At 70.8% G+C, this 21,136-nt stretch carries 15 protein-coding genes; 7 read left to right on the forward strand and 8 right to left on the reverse strand.

Translation table 11 applies throughout. The features are described from left to right. Nucleotides 1-87: 87 nt before the first annotated feature. The 5 genes from ACFYMU_RS23740 to ACFYMU_RS23760 all read left to right on the forward strand — a co-directional run bounded on the left by ACFYMU_RS23740 (nucleotide 88) and on the right by ACFYMU_RS23760 (nucleotide 8,221). Nucleotides 88-2,505: an AAA family ATPase gene (locus ACFYMU_RS23740; protein ID WP_388376505.1), complete on the forward strand. Its 2,418-nt coding sequence runs from the start codon at nucleotides 88-90 to the stop codon at nucleotides 2,503-2,505. Continuing rightward, the gene (locus ACFYMU_RS23745) at nucleotides 2,502-2,909 is read left to right on the forward strand and encodes a hypothetical protein (protein ID WP_388376508.1); all 408 of its coding nucleotides are present in this window, start codon (nucleotides 2,502-2,504) and stop codon (nucleotides 2,907-2,909) included. Before ACFYMU_RS23740 ends, ACFYMU_RS23745 begins: the two co-directional genes overlap by 4 nt. A 101-nt stretch (nucleotides 2,910-3,010) precedes the next feature. Beyond that, the gene (locus ACFYMU_RS23750; RefSeq protein WP_388376675.1) at nucleotides 3,011-4,837 is read left to right on the forward strand and encodes a DUF4357 domain-containing protein; all 1,827 of its coding nucleotides are present in this window, start codon (nucleotides 3,011-3,013) and stop codon (nucleotides 4,835-4,837) included. Then, nucleotides 4,834-6,045 (forward strand): McrC family protein, encoded by a 1,212-nt coding sequence (locus ACFYMU_RS23755; protein WP_388376511.1) that lies wholly within the window; start codon nucleotides 4,834-4,836, stop codon nucleotides 6,043-6,045. Before ACFYMU_RS23750 ends, ACFYMU_RS23755 begins: the two co-directional genes overlap by 4 nt. A 40-nt stretch (nucleotides 6,046-6,085) precedes the next feature. Next, nucleotides 6,086-8,221 (forward strand): UvrD-helicase domain-containing protein, encoded by a 2,136-nt coding sequence (locus tag ACFYMU_RS23760; RefSeq protein ID WP_388376514.1) that lies wholly within the window; start codon nucleotides 6,086-6,088, stop codon nucleotides 8,219-8,221. A 28-nt stretch (nucleotides 8,222-8,249) separates the two neighbouring features. Here ACFYMU_RS23760 and ACFYMU_RS23765 read toward each other — a convergent pair whose 3' ends face one another. From ACFYMU_RS23765 to ACFYMU_RS23785, 5 genes are all read right to left on the reverse strand, one after another. Then, on the reverse strand, nucleotides 8,250-9,911 hold the full coding sequence (locus tag ACFYMU_RS23765) for an N-6 DNA methylase (RefSeq protein ID WP_388376517.1): 1,662 nt from the start codon (nucleotides 9,909-9,911) through the stop codon (nucleotides 8,250-8,252). A gap of 115 nt (nucleotides 9,912-10,026) precedes the next feature. Further along, nucleotides 10,027-10,884 (reverse strand): hypothetical protein, encoded by an 858-nt coding sequence (locus ACFYMU_RS23770; protein ID WP_388376520.1) that lies wholly within the window; start codon nucleotides 10,882-10,884, stop codon nucleotides 10,027-10,029. 374 nt (nucleotides 10,885-11,258) lie between these two features. Then, a complete protein-coding gene (locus ACFYMU_RS23775; protein WP_388376523.1) occupies nucleotides 11,259-11,450 on the reverse strand; it encodes a DUF397 domain-containing protein in 192 nt (63 codons plus the stop codon). Nucleotides 11,451-11,678: 228 nt separating this feature from the next. Then, nucleotides 11,679-12,536: a helix-turn-helix domain-containing protein gene (locus ACFYMU_RS23780; RefSeq protein WP_388376525.1), complete on the reverse strand. Its 858-nt coding sequence runs from the start codon at nucleotides 12,534-12,536 to the stop codon at nucleotides 11,679-11,681. 377 nt (nucleotides 12,537-12,913) lie between these two features. Beyond that, a complete protein-coding gene (locus tag ACFYMU_RS23785) occupies nucleotides 12,914-13,657 on the reverse strand; it encodes a GPP34 family phosphoprotein (protein ID WP_388376528.1) in 744 nt (247 codons plus the stop codon). A gap of 227 nt (nucleotides 13,658-13,884) precedes the next feature. Here ACFYMU_RS23785 and ACFYMU_RS23790 point away from each other — a divergent pair, with 227 nt between their 5' ends. Then, on the forward strand, nucleotides 13,885-16,401 hold the full coding sequence (locus ACFYMU_RS23790; protein ID WP_388376531.1) for a serine hydrolase: 2,517 nt from the start codon (nucleotides 13,885-13,887) through the stop codon (nucleotides 16,399-16,401). A gap of 260 nt (nucleotides 16,402-16,661) precedes the next feature. Then, on the forward strand, nucleotides 16,662-18,602 hold the full coding sequence (locus tag ACFYMU_RS23795) for an MFS transporter (RefSeq protein ID WP_388376534.1): 1,941 nt from the start codon (nucleotides 16,662-16,664) through the stop codon (nucleotides 18,600-18,602). Nucleotides 18,603-18,645: 43 nt separating this feature from the next. Here ACFYMU_RS23795 and ACFYMU_RS23800 read toward each other — a convergent pair whose 3' ends face one another. The 3 genes from ACFYMU_RS23800 to ACFYMU_RS23810 form a co-directional block, all read right to left on the reverse strand. Next, entirely contained in the window at nucleotides 18,646-19,503 is an 858-nt protein-coding gene (locus ACFYMU_RS23800) for a MerR family transcriptional regulator (RefSeq protein ID WP_388376536.1), read from the reverse strand. 84 nt (nucleotides 19,504-19,587) lie between these two features. Next, the gene (locus tag ACFYMU_RS23805; RefSeq protein WP_388376539.1) at nucleotides 19,588-20,097 is read right to left on the reverse strand and encodes a glutathione peroxidase; all 510 of its coding nucleotides are present in this window, start codon (nucleotides 20,095-20,097) and stop codon (nucleotides 19,588-19,590) included. 57 nt (nucleotides 20,098-20,154) lie between these two features. Then, nucleotides 20,155-21,120: an ArsR/SmtB family transcription factor gene (locus ACFYMU_RS23810; RefSeq protein WP_388376542.1), complete on the reverse strand. Its 966-nt coding sequence runs from the start codon at nucleotides 21,118-21,120 to the stop codon at nucleotides 20,155-20,157. Nucleotides 21,121-21,136: the final 16 nt, after the last annotated feature.

Below are 21,136 nucleotides of genomic sequence, written 5' to 3' on the forward strand. Positions count from 1 at the left end.
CGAGCTATCGACATGCTCAAAGCGCCCACAAGGCGCATCAACAGCCCGCGCGGCCCCTTCTGCCGCGCCCGATGACGGGAACCGACCATGACCGATCAGCCTGCCGCGTCCCTGCGCGACCTCCTCCTCCACCGCCTGCATCACTCCGACCTCGCACCTCAGGTGAAGAAGCTGCTGCGTGAGCTGGTACCCGAGGAGTCGGCCAGAAGCAGCGGTGGGCGAGCCGGGCCCGTGCAGCTCCGGTCCATCACCGCGGCCGGCTGGCGCGGTATAGGTCCGCGGACCACCCTCGAACTGCCGCCCGGGCCCGGCCTGGTCGTCGTCGCGGGTCCCAACGGCTCCGGCAAGTCGAGCTTCGCCGAAGCCGCCGAGACCGCGCTGACGGGACGCAACTCCCGATGGGACGGGCGGCGGGCCACCGACTGGCAGAAGGGCTGGCGCAACCTGCACAGTCCCGATGTCACCCCTGAGGTCTCGGTCGTGCTGTCCGTCGGCGAGCAGGACGAAGCCGTCACCTTGCGGCGGACCTGGCACGGGACCAAGCTCGACGAGGCCCGCACGCGGGTCGAGGGACCGGACGGCTCGGAGCGGAAGCTGGCGGAGGTCGTCGACGCCGAGGCGCTGGACCTCGCCCGGCCCTTCCTGCCGTACAGCGAACTCGGTTCGATGATCAACGGCACACTCGGGGGATTGCACGACGCCTTCTTCAAGCTCCTGGGGCTCGAACTGCTCGCCGAGATCGACGGCCGGGTCAAGGACGTCGTGAGCGAGTGCAAGCAGACGGTCGATCGCGTGGACGCGCTCACCGCGTGGCTCCTCGACGATCTGGGCGCGCTCGACGACCCCCGGGCTCGCGAGGCGGCACAGGCGCTGTCGGGAGCCAAGCCCGATCTCGGCCGGGTGCGTGCGCTGTTGGCAAGCCGTGCCCCCGCCGCCGAGGCCGAGCTGGCCCGGCTGCGGCGGCACGCGACTCTGACCGGGCCGGATCTGGCGGAGGTCGGTGGGGCTGTCGCCCGACTGCGGGAGGCCGCCGCCGGTGCCGAGGAGGCGCGGTACGGCGATGCCGAGGAGGCCCGCCGCATGGCCCGGTTGCTGGAGACCGCGATCGAGCACCGGCGGCGCTCCCGGAACACGGACTGCCCCGTCTGCGGAGCCGAGAACCGGCTGGACCGGGCGTGGGCCGAGCAGGCGCGGGTGGAGGTGGAGCGGCTCCAGACCGCGGCCGCGGACGCCGAGGCCGCCCGGCAGGAGGTTGCGGTCTCGGTTCGGGCCGGACACGACCTCGTACAGCCGGTTCCGGTGTGGCTGCGGGGCGAGAGCTCCCCGCTCGCGGCGGTGTGGCAGGAGTGGGCCCAGTGCCGGGACATCACCCATCCCAGGGAACTGGCGGACCGTGTCGAGCGAGCCGCTGCCGCACTGGACGAAGCGTGCCGGCAGGTGCGCGAGGAGGCCGCCCGGCGGCTCTCCGAGCACGACGGTGCCTGGCAGCCGTTCGCCGTTCGGCTTGCCGAGTGGCTCGGGGCGGCGGAGGCGAAGGAGGCCGCGCTCGACCGGGGCAAGCACGCACGCAAGGCGCGGACCTGGCTGCGGCCGATCATCGACGAACTGCGCGACGAGCGGCTGCGGCCCTTCGCGCGGCGGTCCCAGGAGGTGTGGCAGCATCTGTGCGAGCACAGCAGCGTCACGCTCGGATCCGTCACCCTCGCCGGCACCCCCGGCCGTGGCAAGGTCATCCTCGACGTCTCTGTGGACGACATGTCCGCCCCCGCTTACAGCGTGATGAGCCAGGGTGAGCTGCACTCCCTCGCACTCTCCCTGTTCCTGCCGCGCGCCACGCACGCCGGCAGCCCGTTCGACTTCCTCGTCATCGACGACCCCGTGCAGTCCATGGACCCCGAGAAGGTCGAGGGTCTGGCCCGGGTCCTCGACGCGTGCGCCCAGGACAGGCAGGTGATCGTCTTCACCCACGACACCCGGCTCCAGCAGGCCGTCGCACACCTCGGCATCAGGGCGACCGTCCTGCGCGTGAGCCGCCAGACCGACTCGGTGGTAGGAGTGGAGAGGCTCACCGACCCGGTGGAACAGGCTCTCACGGAGGCGCGGGCCGTCTCCTTGGACCCCAACCTGCCGCAGGACGTGGCCGATCACGTGCTGCCCGCCATGTGTCGGGTGGCGGTGGAGGCCGCCTGTCTGGAGACCGTTCGGCGCAGGCTCCGCGACGAGGAAGGGCTTGGGCTGCGGGCAGTTGAGGAGCGCGTGGAGTCCCTTGAGCGCACCAAGTCGTACGTGTCCCTCGCCCTGCTCGGCGACGAGCAGCAGCACGCCCGTGCGGCCGTCGAGCGGGTCTGTCCCGGAGGATGGACGCTGATCGAGTCCTTCAACTCGGGCGCCCACACGCCCCTGCCGACCGTCGGCGACCGCAAGGATCTCGTCCGCCGGACCAAGGCACTCGCGACGGCGATCCGGAGCAGCACGGGGACTCGGAGCGCCGGAGGCCTCGGATGAGCGCGTCCCCGGAGACCCTTGTGACCGCCGCCGATCGTCTCCTGCTGCCCGAGGCCGGCACCGTGACCACCCTGGGCCCGGGCCAGCGTGCCCGTGCCGCCGCGGTCCTGCTCCGCATGGCGCTCGACCAGGCCCTGGACGCCTACTGGCAGCAGGTCACTCCGTCGATGACGCGGATCGGCAAGCATCGGATGTTGTGCCTGGAGTGGTACGCGGGCCACGACACCGCCCGCCGGTGTCGCACCACCTGGGCGGCGCTCAGCGCGGCATGTCACTACCGCACGTACGAACTCCCCCCGGCGCCGACAGAGATCCAGACCCGGCTGCTGGAGGTGACCTCACTCCTCGCCGCCCTGCGCGGCAGCCCGGGCACGACTTCCGTCACGTCGGCGGGGGGCGCCTGAGGGCGCGTGCCGCGTCACGGTACGTACTCCGCTCGGGGGCGCTCATTGCCAGCGGCGCCCCCTATCGTTCTGGATGAACGCACGGTGCACGAATGGGGGAAATGGTGACCAAGGCCGACGACGGCACACCGTACCCGGAGTTCCGGTTGAAGCTGCCGGGCGGCGGCCCGGAAGCCCGGGGACGGTTGCTGACAGAGAAGGGGACGAACGGCAGCCAGAAGTTCGTCGTCCTGGCCGGGTCTCCGGGGCGGCCGGAGGTGGTGCCGTCCTTCCCCGTGCGCATGCCGTCGTCCTACCGGCTGAGGCAGCGGCTGATCGGCGAAGGGATCCTCACGGAATCGACCGCCTGGCCCGGCTGGCTGGAGACGACACGGGACGTCGAGTGCAACTCGCCGTCGGCCGCCGCAGAGATCCTGGTCGGACGCAGTGCCAACGGATGGCTGGAGTGGAAGACCGCCGACGGCCATCCGCTCTCCGACTACCTCGACCAGGTGTGGTGGGGGCCCAACCGGGCCTGGCTGGTGCGCGGCTCCAACGTCTCCGGCCTCGACCTCGTCCGGCGTCTGTGGCTGCCCGAGGGGCTGGTGACTCTGCGAGTACGTCACCTGCGACAAGGTTTCGAGCAGGGCATCAGCAAGGACCGGCTGCGCACCGCCGTCGAAGAGGACTACGCCTCCACCGCGACCTACAACCAGAAGGTGCAGCTGGTCGAGGAAATGCACATGTTCCTCTCCCGGATGCGGCCTGGTGACACCATGTGCACCATCTCGGGCGGCCGGCTGTACGTCGGCAAGATCACAGGAGACGCCGAGCAACTCGCCTCCGAGGACGGCCGGTCGGATCTGCGCCGGCCGGTGGACTGGGCGGATGACGGGTACGCGTACGAGGACCTGCCCGAGGCACTCCAGCAGAAGCTCTCCGCACAGCATGACGTCGTCGATCTGACCGCGGTGAAGGATCTCATCGACGGTCTGGGGATGAGCGACGAGGACCTGATCGAGGAGGCCGAAGCCGCCGATCGCGACCCGAGCGTGGAGATCCCCGCGCTCACCGCCCGGCGCGAGCTGGAGCTGCCCGAGCCCACGGACGAGTTGGCCGGCGAACTCCTCGTGCACGGGACCGCCTGGCTGCGCGAGGTGCGTGATCTACTCTGGGACGAAAGGCAGTTGGTGCTGTACGGCCCGCCCGGGACCGGCAAGACGTATCTCGCCCTGAAGCTGGCCGAGTTCCTCGGCGGCGGGCCCGAGCAGGTCAAGCTCGTGCAGTTCCACCCCTCGTACGCCTACGAGGACTTCTTCGAGGGCTTCCGTCCGCAGGAAGACCCGCAGAGCCGGGAGGTCGCCTTCCGGCTCACCGCCGGCCCGCTGCGTGAACTCGCCGATCTGGCCTCGCGCGAGGGCAACCGGCACATCCCGCACTTCCTGATCATCGACGAGATCAACCGCGCCAACCTGGCGAAGGTCTTCGGCGAGCTGTACTTCCTGCTGGAGTACCGCAACAAGTCGGTCCGGCTGACGTACTCCGGTGACGACTTCGCGCTGCCGCCCAATCTCTTCGTGATCGGCACCATGAACACCGCCGACCGGTCGATCGCCCTCGTCGACGCGGCGATGCGCCGTCGCTTCGCCTTCGTCGAACTGTCCCCGCGCACCGAGCCGACGAGCGGGCTGTTGCGCCGCTGGCTCGCGCGCGAGGGCCGCGCTGCCGAGCCGGCCGACCTGCTCGACGCGCTCAACTCCCGTATCGACGATGCCGACTTCCGTATCGGGCCCTCGTATCTGATGAAGGCCGGTGTCTATCGGGAAGGCGGCCTCGAGCGGACGTGGCGGACCAAGATCCTGCCGCTGCTGGAGGAGTACCACTACGGGGAGGGCGTGGACATCGAGAAGCGGTACGGTCTGGCGGCTCTGCGGGACTCGCTCGGGTGACGCACGTCATCGAACTCGTCGAGCACGCACCGGCCGTGGGCGTCGCACTGCCGGACGCGGTCGGACGAGCGCTGGCGGCCGGGGACATCCTGGACGCGGCTCCCGATCCGTACGTGCCCGGGCGCTGGTCTCTGCGGGCCGGCAGCAAGGTCGGTGCCGTGGCGGTTGCGGTGCCGGGGGGCGACGGGCCAATCACCGTACGCGTCGCTCCCAAGGTTTCCATCGCCCGGCTGTTCTTCCTCCTCGGGTACAGCCTCGACCCCAAGGGCGGCTGGCGGGACGGGGAGGTCGGTGTCAGCGGGTACCGCGATCTGCTGCCCGCGCTCGCCCATGCCGTGGAGCGGCAGATCGACCGGGCCCTGCGGCAGGGTCTCCTCCAGGGATACCGGGCGACCGAGGAGACCTCCCTGGTCGTACGGGGCCGCATCCGGGAGGCCGATCAGATACGGCGGCGGTTCGGAGCGACGCTGCCGGCGGAGGTGGAGTACGACGAGTTCACCACCGACATCGCGGAGAACCGCTTGCTGCGTGCCGCCGTCGAGCGCTTGCTGCGGCTGCCCGGCGTACCCCACGATGTGCATCGCGGACTGCTCCACCAGCGTGCCCGCCTGGCCGATGTCACCGTGATCGTGCGCGGTCGGCCGCTGCCCGCCTGGCAGCCGAACCGGCTCAACTTGCGCTACCAGCAGGCCCTGCATCTCGCCCGCACCGTCCTGGAGAACGCCTCCGTCGAGCACGCGCCCGGCGGGCTGCGCGTCGACGGGTTCCTGTTCGACATGAACAAGCTCTTCGAGGACTTCGTGACGGTGGCTCTGCGGGAGGCCTGCCGTGGTCTCGGGCACTCGGCGCGGCTGCAGGATCCGCACCACCTCGACGAGGGGGCCGCGATCCGCATGAGGCCCGATTTCGTGCTGTACGGGCCGGACGGCGCGCCGTGCGCCGTCGTGGACGCCAAGTACAAGGCCGGGAAGCGGGACGGGTTTCCGGACGCAGACCTATACCAGATGCTCGCCTACTGCACCGCCCTGGGCCTGCGCGAAGGCCACCTGGTGTACGCCAAGGGCAACGCGCCGCACGCGGCCCACACGGTGCGGCACGCGGGCATCGTCATCCACCAGCACGCCCTCGACCTCGACCAGGAACCCTCCGGGCTGCTCTTGGACGTGGAAGCGGTGGCCGCCCGGTTGGTGAGCACTCCGCGCGTATGATCGACGACTGAGTGTCCGTTCAGGGTGGGGAGTGCGCCTCGTGCCGCAGCTCGCGTTCGCCAACAGCTTCTGGGAGAGCTACGACATCCTGGAGAGGCCCGTCAAAGCCGGCGTACGCAAGGCGATGCAGAAGTTCCAGCAGCTCACCGTGCCCGAACTGCAGGCGGACAAGGGGCTGCACCTGGAGTCCGTGGAGAACGCGCGCGACCCACGCATGCGGACCATCCGCATCAACGATTTCTGGCGGGGCGTGGTCCTTGCCCCGGACGACGGAAGTGACGTCTTCCTGCTCGTCAACGTCGTGCCCCACGACGACGCCTACACGTGGGCCGCGAAGCGGCTGTACACGACGAACTCCGCCACCCGGGCGCTGGAGGTCCGCAACGTCGCGGCGATCGAGCAGCTGACCCCGGCCCTGGAGAAGGCCGCTGTGGCCGCCGACTCGCTGCTCTTCGCGAAGTTCTCGGACACGGTGCTGCGCGAACTCGGCGTGGACGACCAGGTACTTCGGGCCGTGCGGACCATCGTCGACAAGGCACAACTGCGGGCCTTCGAGACGCTGCTGCCGGAGGACCAGTGCGAGGTGCTGCAGTACCTGGCCGAGGGGTTCAGCCCCGAAGAGGTGTACCGGGACGTGGTTGCCGTCCGGCGGCCCGTCGACGCCGGGCCCGACCCGGACGAGAGCCTGGCCGTCGTCATCGCCAACACCACGAGCCGCATCACCCTGGTCACCGGCCCGGAGGAGCTCGCCGACATCCTGGAGAAGCCGTTCGCGGCCTGGCGGGTGTTCCTGCACCCCTCGCAGCGCCGCGTCGCCTATCGGGTGTCGTACGGTGGCCCGGTTCAGGTCACCGGCGGCCCGGGGACCGGCAAGACGGTCGCGGCACTGCACAGGGTCAAGCACCTGCTCACCCGCTCCCCGGACGCCCGCGTCCTGCTCACCACGTTCACCAATGCCCTGGCCGCCTCGTTGCGGGAAAACCTGTCCGTCCTCCTGGACGATGACGATTCGCTGCTCACCCGCGTCGAGGTGACCACGGTCAACGCCTACGCCCACGGCATCGTGACCCGTTTCGACGGCCGGGTGCCCTCCCCGATCGGCGACCGGGAGGAGCGGCAGGTGTGGCAGCGGGTCGTGAAGAAGCTCGGCCTGCCGTGGACGGAACAGTTCCTGGCCCAGGAATACCGTCACGTCGTCCTCGCCCAGGATCTGCGCACTCTGGACGACTACCGCGCGGCCTCCCGACGCGGTCGCGGCAGCGCGCTGTCGCCGACCAGGCGGGAGCAGCTGTGGCCGGCTGTCGAGCTGTTCGAGTCCCTGCTGCGCGACCAGAAGGTCACCACCCACCTCAAGGTATGCGCTCGTGCGGCCGAGCTTCTGGCTGCCTCCTCACCCACGCACGACCACGTCGTGGTCGATGAGGCGCAGGACCTGCACCCGGCCCAGTGGCGCGTCCTGCGCGGCGCGGTGCCTCCCGGCAGCGACGACCTGTTCATCACAGGGGACCCGCACCAGCGGATCTACGACTCGAAGGTCTCACTCGGTTCGGTGGGCATCCCGGTGGCCGGGCGCACACACCGCCTGCGCATCAACTACCGCAGTACGGAGGAGATCCTCGCCTGGTCGACGGGCATCCTCACCCCGGTGTCGGTCGACGACCTGGGCGGCGAGGGCAGCGACACCCTGGCGGGCTACCGGTCGCTCCTGCACGGCCGCAGACCGCAGGTGAACGGATACGGCTCGGAGCAGGCGGAGATCGCGGCACTCGTCGAGCGCGTCGAGCGCTGGATCGCGCAGGGCATCCGGCCGTCGGAGATCGGCGTGTGTGCCCGCTTCAACGTGCTGCTCGACAAGGCGTACGACAAGCTGACCACGGTCCGGGTGCCGGTGGTCCGGGTCAGGAACAGTCCGGGGCCGGATGCGAACGGGGTACAACTGGCCACCATGCACGCCATGAAGGGGCTGGAGTTCCGCTGTGTCGCCGTCCTCGGCGCGACGGCGAGTGCGCTTCCCTTCACCCGCGAAGTGACGCCGGCTTCCGTGGACGCGCTGCAGCACGACTCGGACCTGCTCCGGGAGCGCTGCCTGCTGTTCGTGGCGTGCACACGGGCACGGGAGGCGTTGACGGTGTCGTGGAGCGGATCGGCCAGTCCGTTCGTTCCACAGGCGGGGTGACCTGCATCCGTAGCTCTGTGACTGCTTGTCAGTCTCCTGGTGCGAGGGCCCCGTTGCCGAGGCCGTCCCGCGCCAGCGCCGCCGCCTGCTTGCTGAGTTCGGCCACCTTCTTCGCTCGTTCCTCGAACTCCTGCAGTGCGCGGAACGCCGCCCCGTACCGACGTTGTTCGGCGATGTCCATCTGCGGGATGCGGGCCCCCTTGCCGTCGAGCCGGTAGCTCCCGCTGGCGCTTGTGGACCGGCGGGTGTTCGCCGCGCTGCGCAGAAAACCCTGGAGATAGTCGGTGTCGAGCTGATCGCTCACCGAGACCGGCTCCGGATCGCCGTACTCGACCAGCCCGGCACGCGCGAGGTCGGCGACACTGACGGATGGGCCCTCCAAGGCGCTGAGGCCGATGCCTCCCATCAAGGTCGGCAGCAGGTCGGCCAGCAGCCATACCTGCTCGGCCAACTCCCGACGCAGAGCCCGGTACTCGGTCACGTAGTCGCGATGGGACTCCTCGACATGACGCCCGGGTGTGAGATCCACGGCGTCGTCGAGGAGTTCGATCAGAGGTACGTCCGCCGTCTGGTCGGGCCCCGGCTCCAGCGGTCCGTCCGGATCGTTCGCCGTGAGGTCGACCATGCGTACTCGTGAGACAGCGTCATCCGGGGACTGTGGGCGCCGCAGATGCCAGAGGTGCACGGGGAGGGCGTGCGAGGCAGCGCTCCCGGGTGGGAGGGCGATGACGTCTGTGAGGATGCCGCGCCGCACAAGCTCGGCCCGGATACGGCGGCCGGCCTTGCGGTAGGCGACCGAGGCGGGCATGACCATGAGGACGCGCCCGCCCGGCGCGGTGTGCGCGTAGGCGTGCTGCAGCCAGGCGAGTTCGCCTTCGGCACGCGAGGGTGTGCCAAGCTCCCACCGGGGGTCGAGGAGCAGGTCCTCGCGTCCCCAGTCGGTGGATCCGACGGGCGGATCGCAGACGACGAGATCGGCCTTGAGGTCCGGCCAGCGGTCGTCGCGCAAGGAATCCCCAGTGGCGATGGCCACGTCGGCGCGTCCCGTGAGATCGGCTCGCAGCTGCGCGAATCGAGCACTGCGGGCGTCGGCCTCCTGACCGTACCTCGTCGGCCCGTGCTCGGGTCCGACGGTCAACAGGAGTGTTCCGATACCGCACGCAGGGTCGAAGAGGGTCGCGTCAGCGGGCACCTCGCTGACGAAGTGCCGCACCGCCTGGACGATACGTGGCGAGGTGACCTGGTCGGACCCGGCCCGGCGTACGGAGTCGGTGAAGCGTTCGGTAAGCGCGTTCACCACGTCACCGGGTGATCCACTCTCGCTGAGCTGCCGCACCAGTCGTACGGCGTCCGTCGGCAGAGCTTCCGGAGCCTCGCCCTTGGCACCGGCGAACAGTTGGGCGACATCGGCGAGCCCGCCGATCATGTGGTCACCGTAGGTCGCTCGCAGGGCTTGCCACAGCTGCACCTCCACGGAGACGTCCTGGCCCTTGCGCTGCTTGTCCAGCCACGTCTGCACTGCGGCCAGGTCGAACAGCGGACTGTTCGCACCCCCGCCTGCGGGCGAGGGAAAGTCCTCGTACCGCCGCCTCCAGTTGGAGACTGCGGCACGCGTGACGCCGGCGAGCCTGGCGATCTCGGATCCGGTGACAAGCGGTCCGCCGACTGGCGAGGCGGGATGGTCTGCCATGGGTATCACCGTACACGGACCCCACGGCCCTATCAATCAACCTATCATGTTGACAATGTACACGAACCTAAGTCCGATGCGGGGTGTGAGTGCAAGCCGAGGGCATCCGACGGGCTCATCGCAACTGGTCCACGTATCGGTCCGTCCCGGGCACCGTGGGGATGAACGGTGCGACGAACTGCACGTTGCCCAGCCCCGAAGCCGCCACGTCTGAGTGCAGGTCCGCGAAGTGCTCGCGCCAGGTGTCACGGGGGTCATGCTGGAGGAACCACAGCAGGGTCAGCCGGGTTCCGACCCCCTCCACCTGTTTGACGTAGGCCATTCGGTCCAAGGGTAGGGGTGTCGGCGTGAAGAGGGTCACCATGGCCGCGGGTGAGCCCGCCAGCCGTTTCGGGAGGTGGTCGTCGCGTAGCCAGGCGAGCAGTTCCGTGCGCTTGGCGGGGGAGGCGGCGTCGATGACCTGGATGACGAGTCCGGCGTAGGGGTGGTCGAGGGCGTGGATGTCGCGCGGGCCGTGGTCACCGTCGCGGTAGACGGATGCCGCGTGGTCCTGGAAGGCGGTGAAGACATGCGTGCGGTCCTGGAAGACCCGGTGGTCGCGGTTGAGGCGCTTGTTGATGCCGACGGTCCACCGCATGTGGTCGGCGTAGCGGCCCGCGGTCATCCAGTAGACGGATATGTAGCACCCTGCCGTCACCGGCTGCGCGACGGCAGACTTCTCGGGATAGCGCAGGAGTTGCAGCTCTCGCGTGGCGACCCAGCGGCGGCCCGCGTACATCCACGGCATGGCCATCGCGCCAGCGATGAAGTGGTCGTCTTCGTACCAGCGATTGTACTCGCGTTCCCGGCCGAGGTGCGGCTCGACCATGGTGATGAGGGCGTGTCCGAGGTCGGCTCCATAGGGGCCGACGGCTGCCATTTCCGCATACATGTGGCTGCGGGTTTCGTCTGCGCGCGGCGCATCGTCTGTCATGGGTCCGGTTTAGCTGACGAGGTGTCAGTTCGGGAAGAGGGGAGTGTTCGTTCGACTCCGCCCGAAGTTCAGTGATCATGCGTCAAACCGGCAGACGAATCAACGACCACGCCCCGCCGTGCGCAACGGACCACTCGCCTGTCGCCAGGGCCTCTGTGTGGTCGACCCGGTTGCCGCCGAGGCGCCTACGGGCGGGTGGCGAAGGCCTGATCGCGGACTGTCTCGCGGGTTTGTGCACAGGCTCTGCGGAACGGTCGGCGGCGGGCAGGGCCGAGCCCCCTCGGCCGGGACGGCGGCCAGTCGAGAGGGCTCTGTCGGTGTTCTGGTGAGTTGTCGGTCGTGGCGGTGACCGAGGGTCGGTCCCGATCCTTCCCTTACGCCTTGACCGACGCCACGAAGGCGTTCCACGCCTCGGCGGGAAACGCCAGGACGGGACCCTCGGGGACCTTGGAGTCACGTACGGCGAGCGCCGCCGTGGTAGGCGACTTCACCTCGACGCACGCGCCGTTTCCTGTGGAATAGGAGGACTTTGTCCACGTTGCCGTGGCCCCCTGAAGAACTGCCATGTCTACTCCGGTAGCCAGTTGCTGAGTTGCTGTCACCGCTCCGTGGGTGCCGGACGGCATCCGCGACGCGATTCGCGCCAAGTTGTTTCACTGATGGCGTGATCGAAGCTACTCGTCAACATCCCTGTCCGGAGCAGTTGTTCACTCGACCGGATGGCATATTCCAGGTGGACCTTACGCCCGCAGCTTTCGCTGGTGTAAGATCCGCCGTTCCCCGGCGGAGGAGGCTCAGCGCGCGTACGTCTTCGCCGCGTCCGCGATGAACTTGCGGGACTGGTCCACATTCAGGGCCTGCGCCCGCAGGTGCTCGTACATCACCGAGTACTTCTGCACGTCGTGGGCCTTCTCCAGGTAGAGGTCGCTGGTGACGCCCTCCAGGTACACCACGCTCGAGTCGGCCGCGTCGGCGAACTCCAGGATGGCGTACTGCCCGTTGAGGCCGGGGTGCGCTCCCACCTCGAACGGCAGCACCTGCACGGTGACGTGCGGGAGCTGGGACATCTCCGTGAGGTGCTCCAGCTGTTCCCGCATCACCAGGTTGCTGCCCACCACCCGGCGCAGCGCGGCCTCGTCCAGCACCGCCCACAGCCGGAGCGGGTTGTGCTCGGCGGCGATGCGCTCCTGGCGCCGCATCCGCACCTGGACGCGCTTGTCGATGTCGGCCGGCGAGGTCTCGGGGAGCGCGCCCTGGATGAGTGCCTCGGCGTAGGCGCGGGTCTGCAACAGGCCGGTGATGATCTGGGGTTCGTAGACCCGCAGCGACTCGGCGTCGGTCTCCAGGCCGATGTAGACGCTGTAGGGGATGTCCCCGAACGCGTGCCACCAGCCCTGCTGGCGGGAGTCCCGGGCCATCTCCATCAGGGAGTCGACGACCCGCTGGTCCTCGACCTCGTACACGCCGCACAGGTCGCGGACGTCGCGCTGGCTGATGCTGCGGCGGCCGTTCTCCAGACGGCTGATCTTCGACTGCGAGACGAGAAGCCGTTCGGCGACCTCTTCGGCCGTCATGCCCTTGAGCTCACGGAGCCGGCGCAACTCCTGGCCCAGCCGGCGTCGCCGGACGGTGGGATTGACATTGGACGCCACAGGACGTGCACCTCCGGCTGCGTGCCTCTACTTTGCGTATCTGCCGCTGAGCAGATTGCCACCAAGGTGCTTCCTACCGCTGGGAAACGGCGGATATGCGGTGTCCGCAGGGAATCGGCCGTTCCTCGGCCGCTTCACGGCCGGAAGGCGGCCGCGTGGATGTGCCGCGGCACGCCCGGTGGTGCGCATGCGGCGGCGCGGGGCGGTGAGGCCGTGCCGTCGTCCGGACGTACGGTCTCACCGCCCCGCGCGGGCCTGCGGCTCCCGAACGGGTCTCGGGACGGCTGCGCATGCCGGCTCATGCGCCGGCCGCGGTACCGGACCCGCCGGTCCGGTCGGTGCTTCTGTCGTGGTCCTGAGGGCCGGGGGACGGCGGCTCAGTGGGCCACGACGCGCGCCATGGAGCTGCGGTGCGGCTGCATCGGAACACCGCGGGCGGGTTCCGTCGCGGTCCTGGCCGGGCGGCCGGGCGAGGCGGGCCCGCGGCGGGGCTGTGCCACGGCACCGTTCTGGACGTCCATCACGGCGTGCGCCACGAGGCCGCCCATGGGGTCGTGCCTGATCAGATCCCGTAGCCGGGAGCGGGACGATCGTCCCTCGTTGCCCGGGTACAGGTGCTTGCCGAGACCGACCGCGTGGGCCAGTGCGGCGAGGGCCGCGGTCCGCGGGTCCGGCGGAACGCCGGTGCGGATCGCGGAGTCCAGCCGGGCCCTGATCTCCCGGCTGATGGCCGTGTCCGTCGCCTGGTAGCGAGTCGTCGGCAGCACCCCGCACATCTGGCCGGCCACGGCCTGGACCATGCCGCACCGCTCCAGATGTGAAAGGTAGGTCTGGCGGAGCCCGAGACGGGGCCCGCCGATCCAGTGGACGGCCCGTACGGGAGCGCCACGCCTGCGCAGCAACTCCAACGCGCTGTCCAAAGTCGGATCTCCGGTCGGCCGTGGCACCACCACGGCGATACGATCCCCGTCTGGGGCTATCCGTCCGGCCAGCGCCAGCTCCACTAGCTGTGCTCCGGCCAGACCGAGGTCGAGCGACTGCGGCTGCGCAGTGGTACCCGTGGTCGGGTCCAATGCCAGCAGCAGAAGCTCTTCCGGAAGTGTTCTGCGGCTCCTGCCCATCCATGCCTCCCCGCGTGGATGAATGACAGGGTGACCCCTCTCACATTGGTCTGTCGAGGGTGCGTGACCGGAATGTAGTGGAACCGGTAGGTATGTCGTTCTCGTCTAGCGCAGGGGTCAACCCCTCACACAGGACACTGATACATGGTTCGGACAGCAGTGTCCGGTGGCGGTTCACGGTTCGGCAAGGCGCGCGAGCGAGTGCGTAGCGCACGGAGGAGGCATCGGTGGCGGGCGAGTCCCCCGACAGGTCGAAGCAGCACGAGTCGTCGGTGGAACCGACGCCGGGGAGCGGGGCCCCGGTTCCGGAACCGGCCACGGCCGCCCGTGACCCCCGGCTCGCGCTGGCCGGCGAGAAGGTGCGGGCCGACAGGGCTACGGCGGTGTTCTCCACGCGCGCGCTGAAGGAGGCCCACGGATCCGCCGGTTCGGCCGTGGACGCGGCCGGGGCGGGCGGCGTCGCGGCGGACGGCGCCGGCGCCGAGGCGCCCAACCCGCCCGCGGCCGACGGGGCTTCCGGGGAGTCGCCGGCCGACGGCGAGGAGGAGGCGGCATCGAGGAAGGCCGAGGCCGAGGCCGAGGACGGCTCCGATGCCGAAGTCGGCTCCGATGCCGATGCCGATGCCGATGCCGATGCGGAAGCTGAAGTCGACGCCGACGCCGACGCTGATGCCGAGCGCGCGGCCGCCGATGCCGAGCCCGCGGCGGAGGGGGAGTCCGAGGGCGACCCCGAGGACCAGGCCGAGGACCAGGCCGAGGGCGAGCCGGAGGACGAGCCGGAGACGGGCGCGGACGCCTCCGAGCCCGAGGACGCCCCCAAGCCCCCTGTCGACCAGCCCACCGCCGTCTTCAAGGCCGTACGCCCGCCCGTCGTGGATCAGCCCACGACCATGCTCAAGCTCAGCGACGCCACACCGCCGGGCAGGACGGGCAGGGCGAGCGAAGAAGAGAAAGCCCGCGAAGCGGGCAAGGGGGACAAGGAAGACAAGGAAGGCAAGAAGGGTGCGGTGGACGCGGTCACGGACCAGGCTGCCGCCGCACCCGAGGACAAGCGTCCCGGCAAGCCCGCCGTCGACCAGCCCACCACCATGCTCAAGCTGGGCGCCGCCAAGCCGTCGGACAAGGCCCCCGCCACGGACGGCAGGGCTCCCGGCACCACGGACGGCAAACCCGCCCCCACGTGGGCCAAGGCGTCCGCACCGGCGGAGGGGAAGCCCGGCGGTCCGGCCTCCGACGCGAAGTCCCCGCAGAAGCCGGACGCCGAGCCCCCGGCCGAGCCCCCGGCCGAGCCCCCGGCCGGGCCCCGCTCCGAGCGCACCAGCAAGTTCGTCGCGCTGAAGCCGCTGGACGAGCCGGCCCCGCCGAAGCCTCCGACCCCGGCCGCCCCCGCCGAGGCGACCACCGCACTGCCCCGGGTCGGCCCCGAGCGCACCACCCAGCAGCCGCTGCCGCCGAAGCCGCCGCTGGACCTGCTCGCCGAGCTGACGAACACCCCGCCGCCCCCGGAGACGCCGATCCGCACCCTGGTGCGGCGGATCAAGATCTGGACGCCGCTCGTCGTGCTGCTGCTGATCGTCTTTGCGATCGCGCAGGCGGTGCGTCCGCTGCCGGCTCCTTCCCTCGCGCTGACCGCCGACGCCACGTACACCTTCGAGGGGGGCAAGCTGGCCCTGCCCTGGCCGGGGCAGGGCCAGTCGGCGATCGAGGTGGACGGCGTGGGCGTGGTCGGTACGGAGGGCAGTCAGGCCCCGAAACCGATCGCGAGCGTCGCCAAGATCATGACGGCCTACGTCATACTCCAGGAGCACCCGCTCAAGGGGGACGAGGGCGGCGAGAAGATCACTGTCGACAAGCAGGCCGCGGACGAGTCGAAGAGCGAGGACGAGTCGACGGCTCCGATCTCCGAGGGGCAGGAGTTCACCGAGCGGCAGATGCTGCAGCTGCTGATGATCCCGTCCGGGAACAACGCGGCGCGGCTGCTGGCCCGCTGGGACTCCGACAGCAAGACCTTCGTCGGCAAGATGAACGACGCCGCGAAGCGGCTCGGCATGACGAACTCGACGTACACGGACCCGAGCGGCCTGGACAAGTCGACGGTGAGCACGGCGGTCGACCAGCTCAAGCTGGCGAAGGCCGTCATGAAGAACGAGGTGTTCCGCAGCATCGTGGGCATGGCGAAGGCGGACGTCCCGGGCGTCGACAAGACGATCTACAACAACAACGACCTGCTGGTGAGGCAGGTCGGTGTGATCGGTCTGAAGACGGGTTCGTCGACCCCGGCCGGCGGCAACCTGGTGTGGGCGGCGACGAAGGTCGTCGGCGGCACGACGCGCACGGTCTACGGCGCGGTCCTCAACCAGGACGCCCACACCGGGCGGGTCTGGGACAGCCTCCAGCTGGCGCTGAGCAACAGCCAGAAGCTGATCGACAAGGTGCAGCAGAGCCTGACGGTCGCGACGGTGGTGAAGAAGGGCCAGGTCGTGGGGTACGTGGACGACCAGCTCGGCGGCAGGACCCCGGTGGTCGCCGCCGCGGACCTGAAGGCGCTCGGCTGGCCGGGACTGAAGACCGGCCTGTCCGTCCGTGACGGCGGCACGGTGCTCCCGCACGAGGCGAAGACCGGCACGGTCGTCGGCGAGCTGGCGGCCGGCGACGGTTCGAGCAGCGCGACGACGGTCAAGGTGGCCCTGCAGAAGGACCTCACCGAACCGGGCTACGGAGCGAAGTTCACCCGACTGGGCTGAACCACCCACCACGAGGCCCGGTGCCACGCGGCGCACCCCGTCGGCGGAGCCCCCACCCGGGAGCCCGCCGGCGGGGTGCGTGCTAGCGTCGCGAGACCGGAGCGGGCCGCGAGCCGGGGCTCTTGGGCCGGGAGTCGCCGCGGAAGGACCACCGCGGTCCGGTGACGACCGGTGACGGACCTCTTGCGGAGGCCCGGGCACGGGGCGAGAACGGAAGACACGGGGCGAGAACACGATCGGGACACGGGGAGTGCCTTCAGGTGGCGACAGCGGAGCCGACACACGCCGACGACGCCGATCCGGGCCGTCACACCGGCCCGCGAATACCGCCGCGCGCGCCCGCCGGCGCGATGCGGCAGGCGTCCGCCGCGTCCCGCGGTGACGATGCCCGGCCCCCGGCCGGGGACGCGGCGGTACGGCCCCGCCTGCGGACCCGGCTCACCCGCCTGAGGTCGTCGCGCGGCGCGGCCCTCGCCCGCCGTCACCCCGTGCTGTCCGTCACGGCCCTGGCGGGAGTGCTGCACCTCGTCTGGTTCTTCACGTTCGCGAACAGTGGTGGCGACCTCGCGGCGCAGGACGCCTGGGCCGAGTTCGTGGGGCGGCACCCGGACTCGGCGTACAACCTCGCCTGGTACGGGGGCATGCACCCGGTGTCGTACAGCGTGGTGTCGCCGTATCTGATGTCGATCCTCGGCGTCCGCACGACGATGATGATCGCGGGGACGGTCTCGGCGGGGCTGCTGATGCTGATACTCATCCGCAACCTCCCCCACTCCCGGCTCCGCCCGAGCACGGAGACCCCCGTGGGGCTGCCGTGGTGGCCGGCCCTGGCCGGGGTGTTCGCGCTGGTGTGCAACGCCATCTCGGGGCGGGTGACGTTCGGCCTCGGCATGGCGTTCGCGCTGGGTGCGACGGCGGTCGTGTTCTGCTGGCCGCACCGCTGGCGCTACAAGCGCTGGGCGAAGGCGCTGTGCGCGGCGCCGCTGGCCGGGGCGGCGACGGCCGCGTCCCCGGTGGCGGGCCTGTTCGTCGGGCTGGTCGCGGTGGCGCTGTTCCTGCAGAAGCGCCGGCCGGGCGCCTGGGCGCTGGGCCTCGCGCCGTCCCTGGTGGTCGGGCTGTCCGCCTTGCTGTTCCCGTTCTCGGGGACGCAGCCGATGACGTGGGCGTCGGTGATCCTGCCCTTCACGTACGCGGTCATGGTCTTCCTGCTGGTCCCCAAGGCGTGGAAGACGGTGCGGACCACGGCGGCCGTGTACGGGCTGTCCGTGCTCCTGGTCTGGCTGATCAGCTCGCAGATCGGCACGAACATCTCCCGGCTGCCGATGCTGTTCGGGGGGGTCGCGCTGGTCGCGGCCCTGCCGTTCGCGGTGCCGCGCAGCAGGCAGTGGTACGCGGTCGTGTTCGCGATCGTCGGCTTCACCGGCTGGATCGGCTTCAAGACGGTCGACGACATCGTCCACACGACGCCGGCGGCCTCCTGGGCGCGCGAGCTGGCGCCGCTGGTGAACCAGCTCCAGGTCGTCGGCGCGGAGAAGGGCCGGGTGGAGGTGGTCCCGGCCCGCTCGCACCGTGAGGCGTCGGCCCTGTCCCCCTACGTGAACCTGGCGCGCGGCTGGAACCGGCAGGCGGACATGGAGCGCAACCCGCTCTTCTACGACGACACGCTCAACTCCGCGAACTACCACATGTGGCTGCGGCGCTGGGCCGTGCACTACGTGGTGCTGCCCAAGGACGAGCCGGACGGGGACGGTGGCGAGCGCGAGCGCGAACTCGTGCAGCGCGGCATGCCGTACCTCCGGCAGATCTGGGGCGACGCGAACTGGCAGCTGTTCGCGGTGACCGACCCCACACCGCTGGCAGATCCCCCGGCGGTCGTCGACCGGGCGGAACAGGGCGAGCTGACGATCGAGGTGAAGAAGGCGGGCCGCGTCCTCATCCGCATCCCGTACTCGCCGTGGCTGGGCCTGGTCGACGAGCAGGGCAAGGGCGTCAAGCCGCCGCAGGAGACGACGGAGTCGAAGCACCGCGCGGAGGGCGCCCCGAAGACCTTCGACAACGTCAACGGCTGTCTGCTGGAAGCCCCCGAGGACGCGTCCGGCGACAAGTGGACGGAACTGCTGGCCCCGGGGCCGGGCGTCTACCGCCTGGGGGCGCCGTACCAGCTGCCGCGGGGCACGCCCTGCCCGGAGGAGCTGCGGTGAGGCGGTGGCGAGGGGGAACCCGCCCCCTCGCCACCGCCGCACGTCACTTCACCGGGAAGGCCACGTCGCACACCGGGTCCTGGGGACCCGCCGCGCCCCAGTCCGCGAAGTACACCTCGCGGCACGGCCCGTCCTGCTCCAGCCCCTGCTGGGCGGTCCACGCCTCCACCGCCTCGAAGGCGGCCAGGATCTGCGGATGCGCCACCTGAGCCTTCGTGATCCGTGTGTACGCGAGCCGCCGCGCCGGCTCGACCCGCACCCGGGTCTCGCCCGCCCGGCCCCTGCCCTGCGCCCAAGCCTGCGCCGCAGCCGCGTCGGCCACCGGGAGGCATGCCTCCGCCGGGCCGTCGCTCTCCTGCGACACCTCCGCGTGGTAGACGACGAACGGTGCCCCGGTCGCCCCGCCGCACCGCTTCGCCGCCTCCTCCAGCCGGCCCAGCGACGCGGTGATCCAGGCCGGCAGCTCGTCCGCCAGCGTGTGCCGTGTCTCGGTGATCAGCACCTGCTCCGGCACGTCCACCGTCTCGACCACGAACTTCCCGTACATCTCGGAGCTCCTTCCCGACAGTCGTCCACGGAGGTAGTCGGCGAGGGTCCGCTGCGCGGCGATCCGTTCCTCGACCCCGGCCCAGTAGTCGGCGAGGAGCGCGGACGCCCGTACGCCGTCCGACTCGCCCGCCTCCACCACCTCGGCGATCCGCGCGAGCGGCATGTCGAGGCGGCGCAGCAGGGCCACCGTGCGGGCCCGTCCGACCTGGTCGGCCCGGTAGTAGCGATAGCCGCTCGCCTCGTCGACGTGCGCGGGCGCCAGCAGCCCCAGCCGGTCGTACAGCCGTAGCGCCTTCGGCGACAGCCGTGACCGTGCGGCGAACGCACCGATGGTGAGCAGATCCTCGTGCACCCTGCCGTCCTCCGTCACCGGGCGCCTTCCGCCCGGTGACGGGAACGCTGCCGTCTGCCCCAGGGGCAAGGTCAACCGGGAAGCTCAGGCGAGGTTCTTCTCCACCGCCGCCAGGACCTCCGCCGCCTCCGGTTCCGTCTGCGGCGAGAAGCGGGCGACGACCCGCCCGTCCCTCCCGATCAGGAACTTCTCGAAGTTCCAGCGGATGTCCCCGCTGTGCCCCTCGGCGTCCGGGAAGTCGACGAGGCGCTCGTACAGGGCGTGCCGGCCCTCCCCGTTCACCTCGGTCTTCTCCGTCATCGGGAAGGTCACGCCGTACGTCGCCGAGCAGAACTCCGCGATCTCCTCGGCGCTGCCTGGCTCCTGCCCGAGGAACTGGTTGCAGGGCACGCCGAGCACGGTGAACCCGCGCGGCCCGAACCGCTCCTGCAGCCGCTCCAGACCCGCGTACTGCGGTGTCAGCCCGCACTTGGAGGCCACGTTCACCACGAGGACGGCCCGGCCCGCGTACTGGGAGAGGTTCGCGGAACCGCCCTGCAGGGCGCCGATCTCGACATCGAGGACCGAGCCCGCACTGTTGTCCGTAGTCGTCATGGAGCGGATGCTAACGCCGCGGGGACGGTCGTGGGGTCCCCGGCGCATGACGAGCCGTCAGCTCCGCTGTGCCGTCACCAGTACCTCACCGGCCGCCGTACGGGAGTACAGCACCGACCGCCCCGTCCGCCGGCGTTCCACCAGCCGGGCGTCCAGCAGCACCCGCAGATGGCGCCCCACCGAGCCGAGCCCCTGCCCGGTCACGGCGACCAGGTGGCTCGTGCTCATGGGGGAGTCGAGGAGGACGAGCACCCGCGCCCGCGCCGGCCCGAGCAGTGCGCCGAGGCTCGTCGGCACCACCGCGCCCGGACCGTGGGCCAGCGCGCCCGCGCACGGATAGACGACCGCGTACCGGTCGGGTTCCTCCCAGGACACCCACCCGGTCTGCGGGGTGACGGGGACGAAGAGCAGCTCGGCCCCGGAGATTTCACGCGGCGGGTACTCGTGCAGGTTGACCTGGAGCCGGTTCCCGCCGAGCCAGCGGGTCCGGCCCGGCCGCAGGGTGTCCAGCGCGGCCGCCCAGCCGCCCCGGCCGAGCTGCGCCGTCCGGGCCACCACATCGGCCTCCAGCACGCGCCGCCGCCGGTCCCAGTACGGCGCCACGGCCTCGGTCCACACATGGGTCAGCAGGTCCGCCGCGCGTGCGGGCAGGTCGTCGCGGTCCAGCGGGGCGGGGAGCGGCCCGCGCAGCGACACGGTGAGGTGGGCACGTGCCTCGTCGGGGCAGACCGCGCGGACCCGCTCCACGCCCTCCTCGAAGCTCTCCCCGTCCCGTGGGGTGGGGGTGAGGAAGTCGGCGATCCAGTCCCTGCCGAGCCCGCTGCGGACGAGCAGCGCGGCGACCGGGTCGGCGGCCAGCCGCCGGCGGTGGCCGGGCAGGTGGGCGTCCAGCCAGGCGCGCTCCCCGGGATGCGAGGCGGCGCCGGTGTGCAGCAGCTTCAGGCTCGCGAAGACCTCGGCCAGCGGCGACAGGACGAAACGGCTCGCGGCCAGGGTGTCGGCGTTGACGTACCACAGGCCCATGGCGGCAGCCCCTCCC

The sequence above is a fragment of the Streptomyces sp. NPDC007264 genome, assembly GCF_042869095.1.
Taxonomy (GTDB): Bacteria; Actinomycetota; Actinomycetes; order Streptomycetales; family Streptomycetaceae; genus Streptomyces.